This window comes from Streptomyces sp. NPDC059398 (assembly GCF_042751845.1).
In the GTDB taxonomy this organism is placed as follows: Bacteria; Actinomycetota; Actinomycetes; order Streptomycetales; family Streptomycetaceae; genus Streptomyces.
The window spans coordinates 1-13,072 of the sequence record NZ_JBHYWP010000061.1 but is presented as its reverse complement, the minus strand read 5'-3'; the positions used below and the strand labels follow the sequence as shown (position 1 = coordinate 13,072).

The 13,072-nt window shown below is 70.7% G+C and carries 10 protein-coding genes, 2 tRNA genes and 1 pseudogene; 10 read left to right on the top strand and 3 right to left on the bottom strand.

The genetic code is table 11. The features are described 5' to 3' along the window. Positions 1-105: 105 nt before the first annotated feature. On the bottom strand, positions 106-591 hold the full coding sequence (locus ACFXBC_RS21350; protein WP_385026522.1) for an SSI family serine proteinase inhibitor: 486 nt from the start codon (positions 589-591) through the stop codon (positions 106-108). A gap of 262 nt (positions 592-853) precedes the next feature. Between ACFXBC_RS21350 and ACFXBC_RS21345 the strand changes: the two genes are divergently transcribed. Both ACFXBC_RS21345 and ACFXBC_RS21340 read left to right on the top strand, forming a co-directional pair. Next, a tRNA-Ser gene (locus tag ACFXBC_RS21345) sits at positions 854-947 on the top strand. A 188-nt stretch (positions 948-1,135) separates the two neighbouring features. Next, positions 1,136-1,208, top strand: a tRNA-Arg gene (locus tag ACFXBC_RS21340). Positions 1,209-1,303: 95 nt separating this feature from the next. On the opposite strand, the gene ACFXBC_RS21335 is transcribed toward ACFXBC_RS21340, so the two are convergent. Then, positions 1,304-2,638, bottom strand: a complete 1,335-nt coding sequence (locus ACFXBC_RS21335) for an MFS transporter (RefSeq protein WP_385026519.1) — start codon at positions 2,636-2,638, stop codon at positions 1,304-1,306. Positions 2,639-2,708: 70 nt separating this feature from the next. On the opposite strand from ACFXBC_RS21335, the gene ACFXBC_RS21330 reads away from it, so the two are divergent. Both ACFXBC_RS21330 and ACFXBC_RS21325 read left to right on the top strand, forming a co-directional pair. Continuing rightward, entirely contained in the window at positions 2,709-3,131 is a 423-nt protein-coding gene (locus tag ACFXBC_RS21330; RefSeq protein ID WP_385026516.1) for a MerR family transcriptional regulator, read from the top strand. A 154-nt stretch (positions 3,132-3,285) separates the two neighbouring features. Further along, positions 3,286-3,621, top strand: a complete 336-nt coding sequence (locus ACFXBC_RS21325; RefSeq protein WP_385026513.1) for a hypothetical protein — start codon at positions 3,286-3,288, stop codon at positions 3,619-3,621. 86 nt (positions 3,622-3,707) lie between these two features. On the opposite strand, the gene ACFXBC_RS21320 is transcribed toward ACFXBC_RS21325, so the two are convergent. After that, positions 3,708-4,118: a RidA family protein gene (locus tag ACFXBC_RS21320; protein ID WP_385026510.1), complete on the bottom strand. Its 411-nt coding sequence runs from the start codon at positions 4,116-4,118 to the stop codon at positions 3,708-3,710. 255 nt (positions 4,119-4,373) lie between these two features. Between ACFXBC_RS21320 and ACFXBC_RS21315 the strand changes: the two genes are divergently transcribed. The 6 genes and pseudogenes from ACFXBC_RS21315 to ACFXBC_RS21290 all read left to right on the top strand — a co-directional run bounded on the left by ACFXBC_RS21315 (position 4,374) and on the right by ACFXBC_RS21290 (position 12,963). Next, positions 4,374-5,339 (top strand): BRO family protein, encoded by a 966-nt coding sequence (locus ACFXBC_RS21315; protein ID WP_385026507.1) that lies wholly within the window; start codon positions 4,374-4,376, stop codon positions 5,337-5,339. Positions 5,340-5,621: 282 nt separating this feature from the next. Then, positions 5,622-6,494 (top strand): DUF2797 domain-containing protein, encoded by an 873-nt coding sequence (locus ACFXBC_RS21310; RefSeq protein ID WP_385026505.1) that lies wholly within the window; start codon positions 5,622-5,624, stop codon positions 6,492-6,494. A 229-nt stretch (positions 6,495-6,723) separates the two neighbouring features. Then, the gene (locus ACFXBC_RS21305; protein WP_385026502.1) at positions 6,724-7,461 is read left to right on the top strand and encodes a response regulator transcription factor; all 738 of its coding nucleotides are present in this window, start codon (positions 6,724-6,726) and stop codon (positions 7,459-7,461) included. A 17-nt stretch (positions 7,462-7,478) separates the two neighbouring features. Beyond that, positions 7,479-8,954 (top strand): annotated as a pseudogene (locus tag ACFXBC_RS21300) (ATP-binding protein); the annotation flags it as partial. Positions 8,955-9,406: 452 nt separating this feature from the next. Then, positions 9,407-10,687, top strand: a complete 1,281-nt coding sequence (locus ACFXBC_RS21295; protein ID WP_385026499.1) for a glycosyltransferase — start codon at positions 9,407-9,409, stop codon at positions 10,685-10,687. Further along, positions 10,684-12,963, top strand: a complete 2,280-nt coding sequence (locus ACFXBC_RS21290) for an ArnT family glycosyltransferase (RefSeq protein ID WP_385026496.1) — start codon at positions 10,684-10,686, stop codon at positions 12,961-12,963. The genes ACFXBC_RS21295 and ACFXBC_RS21290 overlap by 4 nt, the downstream gene beginning before the upstream one ends. Positions 12,964-13,072: the final 109 nt, after the last annotated feature.

Sequence of the window (13,072 nt, the reverse complement as noted above, 5' to 3'; positions counted from 1 at the left end):
CACGGCAGGTCTGAACGGTCTGGCACGGCCGGTCCCGGGTGCTCCCGGCCGTCCCGGGACGCTGTTGTCGCTCCAGGGCCCTCCCGGTCGCTTCCGGCTGAACTTTCAGGCGACGGTACGCGGAAGGACAGGTTCGAGCGCGTCCCAGCGGGCGACCTCGCACCCATTGGTACGCCGGAACGTCGCATCGACGGGCTGCCCCCGCCAGACCCCGGTGATGTGCGCGGTGGCCGGGCCGCCGTACTGCATCGTGCACATCCTCGTGGCGGGGACGGGCGCGAACGGCTTCCGCCCGTCGGCGGCGAGCTGGTCCAGCCGGTCGCATGCCTGCTGCGGCGAGGCGTGCGTCCCTCCGGCGGGCGCGCAGACGAGCCGACGCGTGCCGTCGGCGGCGCGGGCGCCGGAATCGGAGACGCTGATGGTGAGCCGGTCACGGACCCGGGGATCGGGAAGCCGGTGGCCGGGTTGCGTGACGGGGGCCGGGACCGGGGCGGTGGCGGCCGGTGCGGTGGTCTCGGCTGTCGCGGCGACGGGGGCGGCGGCCAGCGCGGACAGACAGACGACGGCGGTGAGGGCGATGCGGCGCAGCATGACGTAACTCCTCGGCGGGTCGGGTCGGCGGACATGAATGAGGAGTACGGCTACGCAGTACGACTCATCAGTGGTACGGCTCGGGGGCGGTGGCGCCCCTGCCTCTCTAACGCTCCTGAGCGCCGTGCGTTGCGCGCCACGAACGACTTTGCTCTGCCGCCCCACGGCCTAGTACCGTGGGGCGCGATTGGTGACGGCCCGCAAAGCTGTGTCATCATCTGCACGCACCACTTCGCGCTCGCGCGACTGTGTTCGGTGTGCTGGAGGCGTCGCCTAGTCCGGTCTATGGCGCCGCACTGCTAATGCGGTTTGGGTTTTACGGCCCATCGAGGGTTCAAATCCCTCCGCCTCCGCCAGCTGGATCACTGAAGCCCCGTCCGTGAAGGACGGGGCTTCAGTCGTCCCGCGGCATGGTCCGCAGGGCGTGGGCTGGGTGAGTTTCCGCAGCTCAGTGAGGGTGCGGCCAATGGATTTCACCTGACGCCGCAGGTCATGTAATGTTGTTCTCGCAACGCGGACGGGGCAGAAAAGCCCGGAACGCCAAGCACTCGTAGCTTAACGGATAGAGCATCTGACTACGGATCAGAAGGTTGCAGGTTCGAATCCTGCCGAGTGCACAGCAGGCAAGAGGCCCCGGAGAGATCCGGGGCCTCTTGCGTTTCACTGGCGTACGGCGGCGAAGCGCAGCAACTTGATCATCCGGTGCCACCCATCACGCCGGACAGCAGCTCGATCGCCGGGCAGCTCGATCGCCGGGCGCGCCTCTTCCTGCGCCCAGGGGTGTGTGGGCGTGGGTCATGGCGTGGCCCGAGTGTTCCGGAACGCCGTGGTGTCTGGCCCCGGCGACGATGAGCAGGCCGACTGCCCCGAGGGCGGCGGCCGATACGGCGATCACGGTGACGCCCAGGCTTTGCAGCAGGAGGCCACCGATGATGCCACCCAGGGCCATCGCGGCGTTCCAGAGGGTGACGAGGACGGCTTGTGCGGTGTCGGCGGCAGCGCTGCTGTGCCGCATTCCGGCTTGTCCGGCTGCGGTTTGCAGCAAGGTCGGGGCGCCGCCCCACCCCAGTCCCCAAAGAACAGCGGCGACCCAGACGATCGCGTGTGTGGTGCTGACGGCAAGAGCTGCGGTGGCGAGAGTGAACAGCGCCGAGCCGGTGATCATCAGAGTCCGTAGTCGGCGGTCGACATGGCGTCCGACGTACCAAATGCTCACCAGGCAGGCGACACCGAAAGCGAGGAGAACCGCGTCGGTCGCCGCCCCGAGCCCTGCGTGCTGCAGGTAGGGAGCGATGTAGGCATAGATGATCGTGTGCCCGAGAACGAATGTCGTGACCGTGACCATGATCGGCGCGACACCGGGCAGCGCCAGGGTCTGCCGCAGGGGCGATTTCGGTGATTCTGGTGCGGGGTCCGGGCGGTTGGTGCCGGTCTGTTCCATGGCGGGTTGCCGCACGCCCGGGACGGATGCGCTGATCCAGCCGATGACGGCGAGAGTGACCAGGGAGACAGCGCCGAACGCCGCCCGCCATCCCACCTGTTCACCGATCAGCGTGCCGACCGGGACTCCCAGGGACAACGCCACTGGGATCCCGGTCATCGCCACTGCGATGGCGCGTCCTTCCAGGCCGGCAGGTGCGATACGGCGGGCATAGCCGGCGAGGATCGCCCAGGCCAGGCCGGCGGCCACTCCGGCGAGGAACCGGCCCGCAAGCAGGACGGCGTATCCCGGGGCAGCCGCAGTCAGGGTGTTGGCCACCAGGAAGACGGCCATGGCACCGAGCAGCAGTGGTTTCCGCGGAACAGACGCTGTCGCCCTGGCGAGCGGGATCGCGGTCAACGCCGTACCGGCCGCATAGACGGTGACGGCCTGGCCGGTAGCGCCTGAACTGGTGCCCAGTGAAGCCGACATCTCAGGCAGCACACCGGCGGGCAGAGTCTCCGTCAAGCTCGTGATGAAGACGGCAGTCCCCAGTGCCAGCAGCGCCGACCATGGCAGGCCGACCTGTCGCGTACGAGACTGTGTGTCAGAAGACGTGGTGGTCATGGGCCGAATCCTGAAACCTTCACATAGATGTGAGGGTCAAGTCGGGGTGCGCCGAGTAGCTTCGGTGGGTGTGAGGATCGGTGAGTTGTCGCGACTGACGGGTGCGTCCCGTCGGCTCCTTCGCTACTACGAGGAGCAGGGGCTGATTGTCCCGGACCGGGGCGCGAACGGGTATCGGGAGTATGACGAGCGCTACGTGGACCGGGTCAACCAGATCCGTGGCCTGCTGGATGCGGGGCTCCCCACTCGCATCATCAAGCAGATCCTTCCGTGCCTGGACAAACCTCGGTCGATCCACTTTCCCGATGCGACACCGGAGATGCTCGCCTTGCTGGCCGCCGAGCGGGACCGGCTCACCGAGCGGATCGACGTACTCATCCGCAACCGTGATGCGATGAGCGAGTACCTGACTGAAGTCGGACAGTGCCGAGCGCCGGTGCCTGGCAGCTCTCACGCAACACTGAACTGCCCTTCGGTGTCAGCAACGTCCTGATCCGCGACAACAGCTGTCGGCCCGGCCAGTTCTGTACTGCCGGATGGTCGCCGACTTCGCCTCGAACTTGCGGTCGTGCGAGGCACCAGGCTGAGCCTCTGGAAACCCTCAATTCCCTTGCCGTACGAAGAGCACGCCCGGCACGGTGATACACATGGCAGCTATGGCGGGATGGAACAGGAAGAACGACTTCGTGCTGGTCATCCGGGACGCGGACGTGGTCGCGGCGGCCCTGAGTCAGGCGCTGGCCGATGCGTCGCCCGAGGACCGCCCGGGGCTGGAACGTGCCGCCGCTCTCGTGGAGTCGACCGCCGCGGCCACCGAGAGCCAACTGCGGGCCCGCTGGGTACGGTCCCGGCTGGCGGCTGCCGGGTTCACCGGGGAGATCGACTCGGTCGCGGCGGTGAAGGCGCTGCGCCGGGCCGAGCCGAAGCTGAGCCTCCTTGCGGCGGTGCAATTCCAGAAGGAAGCGCTGAACCATCCGGAGTGATACGGCATGGGGATGGGGTACGGCGGGGCATGGCGACGCTCACTTCGGCCGGCCATCCCGGGTTCGCGGTCTCCTCCGGGCAGGTCTCAGGAATCGAGCACGGCAGCCACGGCCTCGATCTCGACGAGCTGGTCGCTGTAACCGAGCACGGTGACGCCCATCAAGGTGCTGGGTACGTCGTGGTCGCCGAAGGTGTCGCGGACTACCTGCCAGGCGGCCACCAGGTCCTCCCGCCGGGTTGATGCGACGAGCACCCGGGTGCTGATGACGTCCTGGAGTGATGCGCCCGCGTCGGTAAGAGCGGCTTGCATGTTCTCGATGGCTTTCGCTGCCTGGCCCGCGTAGTCCCCGATCGCTGCCGTGGAACCGTCCTCGTTCAGCGGGCATGACCCGGCGAGGAAGATCAGGCGTGACTCGGGCGGCGCGGTGGCTGCGTAGGCGTACTCGGCGACGTCGGACAGGGAGGCGGAGCGGATCAGAGTAATGGCGCGGGCCATGGCGCGGGGCCTTTCTCCTCGGGTGCTGAGCGCGGCCATCCTGCCAGCACCCTGGCGGCTCCCGCTCCCCAATTTCGCGGCCGCACGGTCCCGCCGCCCCCCCCCCGACTCCCGTAACGGGTTATGTGGCCGTCTCCGACCGTCCGGGCCGGAGTTGCGGAGACCGGGTCGCTGTCGCCTATCGAGTGAACTTGCCTTTGACCGGGCGGAGTTGCATATGCCTGCGGCTAGGTTCCGGGGCGGAGGTGGTGCTCGATGCGCGAGCAGGACACGCCGGATGACACGCCGGATTGCACGTCGGGTGACGAGCCGATGGCGCACTGCCGGGACGCGGTCGATGTCAGCGACTTCGTGTATGCGGCGACCGGCGCGCGGGTGCGGCGGTTGACGTTGCCCGACGGGACGCACTGGTTTCCCGCGGTGGATGTCGCGGGGAGTCTCGGTTACGCGAACACCCGGCAGGCGCTGTTGTGGCATGTCTCGCCGGACTGCCGGCAGAGCCTCGGCGATCTTGCGCGAAGTGTCTACGGGGCAGACGCTTCCCGCAGGATCGCCGGTCACGGCCTGAAGAAGTCCATGAAGATGGTGACGCTCGCCGGACTCGTCCAGCTCGTCAACGGCTGTACGAAGCAGGAGGCCGCGCCCTTCAGGAGATGGGTGGCCGATGTGGTGGCCACGGTGCAGCGCGACGGCGGCTACGCACTCGTCCCGGCCCCGGTGCAGCCCGCACCCGATCTGCGTACCGCCTTTGTCATGCCGGAGGAGATCGTCGACGCGATCGTACGGCTGGAGGAGCGGAGCATCCGGGCCGAAGAGGCGTGGGCGGCCCGGGAGGAGGAGCGTCATCTGCTCCTGCGTGAGGTCAACCGGGGACAGCACCTGCTGACCCAGGCCTTCCACCGGATCGCCGACTCGCTGGACCGGCTCGCCGAGCGCGCACAGCCGGGGGCGTCCGCTGCTTCGGCGGGTACTCCGCGCGAACTGCTCGCGTGCTGGCAGGACCGGAATCTGGTCATCACCGAGGACATCCGTACGGTCGCGACGGTGCTGGCGCCAGGCCTGGTGGAGGGGGCCGCCCGTTGCAGTACGGACGAGATCGCCGCACGTACTGGCCTGTCCCCCGCCCGGGTCCGGGACTGTGTCCGGCATCTGCTGCGGCGCGGATGCATACGTCAGTCGGGGTGCGCGGCGGACGGTGCGCCGGTCTACGTACTCGTCTGAGCCGAGGGGCGCGGAGCCGCCATCGGATCTGGGCGCGCGACGCGTCTCCGTGCCGGGCGGCTGCCGGGTGAGGGCCCACTGTCAGTGGTGGGTGGCATGCTGCGAGTAACTCGGATTCGCCGTCGGTGTGCGAGTGGATCACCCCTGTACGAGTGGACTGCGACCGTGGCTGTGCGGGTGGATCAACCACCGTCACTGTGCGGGTGGATCAACGTGTACGAGCGGGTCACCGTGTACGAGCGGGGCGGGAGAGCGGAAGAGCAGGAAGGGAGGGGCGGGGTCATGTGGCGTTCCGGTGGGCTGCGGTGGGGGGACGAGGGGCCGTGCCTCGTCTGGGAGGGGCGGGACCGGGCCAGTCCGCTGGTCTACGGGGCCGACCTCGGCTTCCGGGTCGAGGCGGCGGGGGAGCGTAGGTGTGTCGGCGCGCGGGGACACCCCTGTCCGGTGGGGGCGCGGGTGCCGGGGCGCGGTACGCAGGCGCGCTGCGGGGAGTGCGCGCGGCTCGACCGGGCGCACTCGGTGGCGGCCGACACCATCGCCGACGACCCCCGGGTCTACCGCGTCTATCTCGCCTGGTTCGGGCCCCGGATGGTCAAGGTGGGGATCACGGCGGAGGCGCGCGGTCCGGCGCGGCTGAAGGAGCAGGGGGCGGTGGCCTTCAGCTGGCTGGGGCGGGGGCCGTTGATGGCAGCGCGGCGGACCGAGGAACTGTTGCGCACGGCGCTCGGGGTGCCGGACCGGATCCCGTACGCCGACAAGCGGGCGGTCCGGTCCCGGCTGCCAGGGCGGGAGGAGCGGGCGGCTGAGATACGTGAGGTGCACGCGCGGGCCGTCGCGCTGGCCGGGTGGCCGGATTCGCTGGAGCGGATGGTCTGCGAAGTGGCGGACCACGGGGAGGTGTTCGGGCTTGCGGGGCTCGGTGAACCGGCGGGGGTGGTGAGTGAACTGGTGGCGGGCGGGGCCGTCGCCGGGCGGCTGGTGGCTGCCGCAGGGCCTGACCTGCATCTTGCCGGGGAGGACGGTTCGGTGACCGTCCTCGACACCCGGCTGATGGCCGGCTGGGGGCTGACGGGTGCGGAGCCGGACGCGGGGGTGACCGTGCCGGTGCGTGCGGCGCCGGCAGAAGCGGAGGTGGAGCAGCCGGGGTTGTTCTGAGGGGGGTGCCGTGGAGCGGTAGGGCATGGGGCGGTGAGGGTGCGGCCTGTCCCTGGGGGGCGGTGCGGGGCAGTGCGGTGTGAGCGCGGGGCGGTGCCGGTGTGGATGCCGGTGCGGGTGTGGGGCCATCCGGGGCCGGGGCGGTTGCTGTCCGGTGGGGGCCGGGTTTCTCAGGAAATTCACAGGATGGGGAAAGGGGTCTCTCAGAGGTTGCTCGGAGGGTGGGTGCATGACTACGACCTCGCCCCAGGGGCGTACCGGAATGTGCAGGCCCGACGGCACCGCGGTGCGTGTTCTCGTCGTGGACGACGAGGCCTCGCTCGCGGAGCTGCTCTCCATGGCGCTGCGCTATGAGGGCTGGCAGGTGCGCAGCGCCGGTGACGGGGCCGGAGCGGTGCGGGCGGCGCGTGAGTTCCGGCCCGATGCCGTGGTGCTCGATGTGATGCTCCCGGACATGGACGGCATCGCCGTGCTCGGCCGGATGCGCCGTGAGCTGCCGGATGTGCCGGTGCTCTTCCTGACCGCCAAGGACGCCGTGGAGGACAGGATCGCGGGGCTGACCGCGGGCGGTGACGACTATGTGACCAAGCCGTTCAGCCTGGAGGAGGTCGTGGCCAGACTGCGCGGGCTGATCCGGCGGTCCGGTACGGGGGCGCAGCGCAGCGAGTCGCTGCTCGCCGTCGGCGATCTGACCCTCGACGAGGACAGCCACGATGTGACCAGGGGCGGCACCAACATCCATCTCACCGCGACCGAGTTCGAGCTGCTGCGCTTCCTGATGCGCAACCCGCGCCGGGTGCTGTCCAAGGCGCAGATCCTCGACCGGGTGTGGTCGTACGACTTCGGCGGCCAGGCCAATGTCGTCGAGCTCTACATCTCGTATCTCCGGCGCAAGATCGACGCGGGGCGTACGCCGATGATCCACACCAGGCGCGGTGCCGGATATCTGATCAAGCCCGGGGAATAGGGGAGTCGCGGGTGTCGGTGCGTCGCAGCTGGTCGCTGCGGACTCGGCTCGTTGTCTCGGCCGTGGCGCTGATCGCCGTGGTGGTGGCCGTGATCGGTACGGTCACCACGATCGCCATGCACTCCAATCTGGAGCACCAGCTGGACAAACAGCTGACGGCGGCGGCCCGGCGGCCGGACCACGATCCGATGGGCGCCGACCGTCCCATCGTCCAGCAGCCCGGCCTGCCGATAGGAACCGTCGGCGGGCGCACCGTCGGCGGCAGCGGCGACCTGGTCGACGGGGTGAAGAGTGTGGCCGCGCCCGGTGCGCTGCCCGGTAGCGAGCCGCTCGGGGACGACCAGCTCGACGCGCTGAAGTCGGTGCCCAGGGACGGGCACACGCACACCGTTTCGCTCCCCGGGCTCGGGGACTTCCGGGCGGCCTACTCCCCCGGCGGTACGTTCGTGCTTGCGTTTCCGCTGACCGGTGTCCAGTCCACCGTCACCACCCTGATCGTGGTCGAGGTCTGTGTCACGGCGGCCGGGCTGCTGGCGGCAGTCGTGACGGGGACCGCGCTGGTCGGGATGGCGCTGCGCCCGCTGCGACGGGTCGCCGCGACCGCGACCCGGATCTCCGAACTCCCCCTGCACAGCGGCGAAGTGGCCCCGCTGGAACGAGTTCCGTATGCGGAGGCCGATGCGCGGACCGAGGTCGGACAGGTCGGCGCGGCGCTCAACCGGATGCTGGGCCATGTGGGTTCGGCGCTGGCCGCCCGGCAGGAGAGCGAGACGCGGGTACGGCAGTTCGTCGCCGACGCCAGCCATGAGCTGCGGACCCCGCTGGCCGCCATCCTGGGCTATGCCGAACTGACCCGGCGCGGCCATGAGGAGACCGGCCCGGACACCCGGCACGCGCTGGCGCGTATCGAGTCGGAGGCCGGGCGGATGACCGGCCTTGTGGAGGATCTGCTGCTGCTCGCGCGGCTGGATGCCGGGCGCCCGCTCGCGTACGCGAGAACTGATCTGTCGCCGCTCGTCATCGACGCGGTGAGCGACGCGCGCGCGGTGGGGCAGGACCACATCTGGCGGCTCGAACTGCCCGACGAACCGGCCCTGGTGTCGGCCGACGGGGCCCGTATCCAGCAGGCCCTGGTCAACCTGCTGGCCAATGCCCGTACCCACACTCCGCCCGGCACCACCGTCACCGCCCGGGTACGCCGGGACGCGGGCGCCGGCGCCGGTGGCGGGGGCGGGGGCGGCGGGGGTGGGATCGTGGTGGAGGTGCTGGACGACGGGCCTGGTATTCCGGCCGAGTTGCTCCCGTATGTCTTCGAACGGTTCGCCCGTGGGGACGCCTCACGGTCGCGGCACGCCGGTTCGACCGGGCTGGGTCTCGCGATCGTGCAGGCGGTCGTGGCGGCGCACGGCGGGACGGTGACGGTACGGAGCGCGCCGGGGCGGACGGAGTTCGCGGTGCGGCTGCCTGCGACTCCGGGCACTGCGGTCCCGGGTACCCCTGCGGTTCCGGGTACTCGTGCGGTTCCGGGCAGCCCTGCGGTTCCGGGCACTCATGCAGCTCCGGGCAGCCCTGCGGTTCCGGGTACTCGTGTGGTTCCGGGCAGCCCTGCGGTTCCGGGTACTCGTGCAGCTCCGGGCACCCCTGCGGTTCCGGGTACTCGTGCAGCTCCGGGCACCCCTGCGGTTCCCGACACCCCTGCGGCTCCGGCCGTCCCCGCTGCCCCGCCGTTCTCCACGGTGTCGGCCGTGCCCGCTGCCCCGTCGGCCTCCCCGGCTGGGCCAGTCCCGGCCACCCCCGCTGTCCGTCCCCCCGACTCACAGCCCCTCGCCGTCCCACCCCCAAACTCACAGCCCCCCCGCCGCCCCACCCTCACACCCCCCGACTCACAGTCCCACCACAGGCTGAGCACACAGGGATGACAGCGCGGCTGGCGAGTGTCGTCGGTATGCGAACCGATACTTCTCCAGGCGCCCTGCCTGCGCGGGAGCACCTCCCCGTGACGGCGGCCGATGCGCCCGTGCCCGACGCGCCCGTGCTCGATGTGGTGATCCCCGTGTACAACGAGGAGAAGGACCTCGAACCATGTGTGCTGCGGCTCCGTGACCATCTCGCCGGCACGTTCCCGTACAGCTTCCGCATCACGATCGCCGACAACGCAAGTACCGACCGGACGCCCGATGTGGCCGCCGGACTCGCGGCCACGCTGGACGAGGTGCGGACCGTCCGGCTCGACCAGAAAGGGCGCGGCCGGGCGCTGCGGAGTGTGTGGTCCGCGTCCGAATCTCCCGTGCTCGCCTATATGGACGTCGATCTCTCCACCGGGCTCAACGCGCTGCTGCCCCTGGTCGCCCCGCTGATCTCCGGCCACTCGGATCTGGCCATCGGCTCCCGGCTGGCGAGGAGTTCGCGGGTGGTGCGGGGCCCCAAGCGCGAGTTCATCTCCCGCGCGTACAACCTGATCCTGCGCTCGTCGCTCTCCGCCCGGTTCAGCGACGCCCAGTGCGGGTTCAAGGCCATCCGCCGGGATGTCGCGCAGCGGTTGCTGCCGATGGTCGAGGACACCGGGTGGTTCTTCGACACCGAGATGCTGGTGGTCGCCGAGCGGGCCGGGCTGCGGATCCATGAGGTTCCCGTCGACTGGGTCGACGATCCGGAGTCCACCGTGCGCATCGTGCGGACGGCCGTCGACGACCTCAAGGGCGTCTGGCGGGTGGGGCGCGCGCTGGGAGTCGGCGCGCTCCCGCTCGACCGCCTTGCGCGCCCCTTCGGGGAAGACCCCCGCGACCGCGAACTGCCGGGTGTACCGGGCGGGCTGGCCCGCCAGCTGGTCGGTTTCTGCGTCGTCGGCGCGGTCTCCACCCTGCTCTATCTGCTGCTCTACTCGCTGTTCCGTACGGGCGTGAGCCCCCAGATCGCCAACGCGGGCGCTCTGCTGGTCTCGGCGCTGATCAACACCGCCGCCAACCGGAAGCTCACGTTCGGGGTGAGCGGGCGCGACAGCGCGGTACGCCATCAGGCCCAGGGGCTGGTCGTGTTCGCGATCGGCCTCGCCCTCACCAGCGGGTCGCTCGCCGCGCTCGGCGCAGCGTCCGACGCCCCCTCGCACGGCACCGAACTCGCCGTGCTGATCGCGGCCAATCTCGCAGCGACGGTGCTGCGTTTCCTGCTCTTCCGCGCCTGGGTGTTCCCCGAGCGGCGCACCGACGACCCGAGGACCGCACGATGACCACCACCGGCATTCACCAGATCCCGACCACCGCCGCGCCGCCGGCCATGTCTCCGCGCCTGGTCCGGCTGTGGCGCGGACGCCCCGATGACCCGCGCTGGGCGCGCCCCGCGTTCCTCGGGCTGCTGCTGCTCACACTCGTCGCGTACCTCTGGGACCTCAGCGCGTCCGGATACGCCAACTCCTTCTACTCCGCGGCGGTCCAGGCCGGAGGGGAGAGCTGGAAGGCCCTCTTCTTCGGCTCGCTCGACTCGGCGAACGCCATCACGGTCGACAAACCCCCGGCCGCCCTCTGGCCGATGGCGCTCTCGGTGCGGATCTTCGGGCTGAGTTCCTGGTCGGTCCTGGTCCCGCAGGCGCTGATGGGGGTGGGGACGGTCGCGGTGCTGTACGCGGCGGTCAGGCGCCGGTTCAGTGCGGCGGCCGGGCTCATCGCGGCGGGTGCGCTGGCGACGACTCCGGTGGCGGCGCTGATGTTCCGCTTCAACAACCCGGACGCTCTGCTGGCGCTGCTGATGACGGTCACCGTCTACCTCGTGCTGCGGGCGCTGGAGGACGGCCGGACCAAGTGGCTGGTGTGGGCGGGTGTGGCGATCGGTTTCGCCTTCCTGGCCAAGACGCTTCAGGCCTTCCTGATCCTGCCGCCGCTGGCTGTCGTGTACGCGGTGTTCGCGCCCACGACGGTACGCAGGCGGCTGGCCCAGATCGGGCTGTCCGCGGTGGCGGTGGTCGTCGCGGGCGGCTGGTGGACGGCGATCGTCGAACTGTGGCCCGCGTCCTCACGTCCGTACATCGGCGGCTCGCAGAACAACTCGTTCCTGGAGCTGACCTTCGGCTACAACGGGCTCGGCCGGATCAGCGGCGACGAGACCGGAAGCGTCGGTGGCGGTGGCGGTGGCGGTGGTGGCGGCCGGGGGATGGGCGGCTGGGGTGAGACCGGTCTCGACCGGATGTTCAACTCCGAGATCGGCAGCCAGATCTCGTGGCTGCTGCCCGCCGCGCTGATCCTGCTGGTGGCCGGCGTCGTCATCACCTGGCGGGCGAAGCGTACGGAGACCGCGCGCGGGGCGTTCCTGGCGTGGGGCGGCTCCCTGCTGATGACCCTGCTGATCTTCAGCTTCATGGCCGGGATCTTCCACCAGTACTACACGGTGGCCCTGGCGCCGTACATCGCCGCACTCGTCGGAATGGGCGTCTCGGTGCTCTGGGAGGAGCGCGGCCGGTTCGGTTGGTCGGCGGTGCTGGGTGTCGTGGTCGCGGCGACCGCCGTCTGGGCGTATGTGCTGCTGGGCCGGACGCCCGACTATCTGCCCTGGCTGCGCTGGGCGGTGCTGGTCGCGGGGCTCGCCGCCGCGCTCGGCCTGGCGTTGGCGGGCCGGCTGAACCGCCGGCTGGCGCTGGGCGCCGCGGGTGTGGGGCTGGTGGCCTCGCTGGCCGCGCCGTTCGCGTACACGGTCTCCACGCTGGCCACCCCGCACACCGGCTCGATCGTGACGGCGGGCCCGGCGGGGGCGAGCCGGATGGGCGGCATGGGCGGCGGCCCCGGCGGGGGCGGCCCGCGGATGGGGAAGCTGCCGAACGGGAAGGGCGGCGGGATGGTCGGCGGAGCCGGTATGAACGGCCGGCCGGGTACGAACGGCCAGGCCGGGGGGGATAGCCGGACCGGGGGGAACGGTCAGGCCCCGGGCGGTGGTCCCGGCGGACAGCAGGGTCAGCCGCCGACCGGTCAGCAGGGCCAGGGGCAGGGCCAGACCCAGAACGGCCAGGGTCAGGGGCAGGGTCAGGCGCAGAACGGCCAGGGCCGGGCGGGCCGTGGTGCGGGTGGCATGGCCGAGGGCGGCTTCCCGGGCGGCGGCAGGGGCGGTGGCATGGGCGGGCTGCTCGACGGTCAGCAGGTCAGCGCCAAGGTCAAGGCCAGGATCAGCGCCCACGCGGACGATTACACCTGGATGGCCGCAGCCATCGGCTCGCAGAACGCCGCGAGTTACCAGCTCGCGACCGAGAAGCCGGTCATGGCGATCGGTGGCTTCAACGGCAGCGATCCCTCCCCCACGCTCGCGCAGTTCAAGAAGGACGTGACGGAAGGGAAGATCCACTACTTCGTCGCAGGCGGTGGCATGGGCGGTGGCACGGGACCCGGCGGTTCCGGCAGCGGCACCGCTTCGAAGATCACGTCCTGGGTCGAGGGCCGGTTCGTGAAGGTGACGGTGGGTTCGACGACGCTGTACGACCTGACGCAGGTGAAGGCGGCCGGCACGAGCTCCTCCGGCAGCTGAGGCACAGCCGCCGAAGCGACCGCCGCAGTGATAACCGCGGCGACCGCCGAAGCAAGAAGCGCGGCGACCGCCGAGGCGGCCGCAAGAAGGGGCGGGCCGGGGAGAGACC

Coding starts and splice junctions, on each gene's coding strand:
- ACFXBC_RS21350 (WP_385026522.1), bottom strand. CDS start 591: ATGCTGCGCCGCATCGCCCTCACCGCCGTCGTCTGTCTGTCCGCGCTG.
- ACFXBC_RS21335 (WP_385026519.1), bottom strand. CDS start 2,638: ATGACCACCACGTCTTCTGACACACAGTCTCGTACGCGACAGGTCGGC.
- ACFXBC_RS21325 (WP_385026513.1), top strand. CDS start 3,286: ATGGCAGCTATGGCGGGATGGAACAGGAAGAACGACTTCGTGCTGGTC.
- ACFXBC_RS21320 (WP_385026510.1), bottom strand. CDS start 4,118: ATGGCCCGCGCCATTACTCTGATCCGCTCCGCCTCCCTGTCCGACGTC.
- ACFXBC_RS21315 (WP_385026507.1), top strand. CDS start 4,374: ATGCGCGAGCAGGACACGCCGGATGACACGCCGGATTGCACGTCGGGT.
- ACFXBC_RS21310 (WP_385026505.1), top strand. CDS start 5,622: ATGTGGCGTTCCGGTGGGCTGCGGTGGGGGGACGAGGGGCCGTGCCTC.
- ACFXBC_RS21305 (WP_385026502.1), top strand. CDS start 6,724: ATGACTACGACCTCGCCCCAGGGGCGTACCGGAATGTGCAGGCCCGAC.
- ACFXBC_RS21295 (WP_385026499.1), top strand. CDS start 9,407: ATGCGAACCGATACTTCTCCAGGCGCCCTGCCTGCGCGGGAGCACCTC.
- ACFXBC_RS21290 (WP_385026496.1), top strand. CDS start 10,684: ATGACCACCACCGGCATTCACCAGATCCCGACCACCGCCGCGCCGCCG.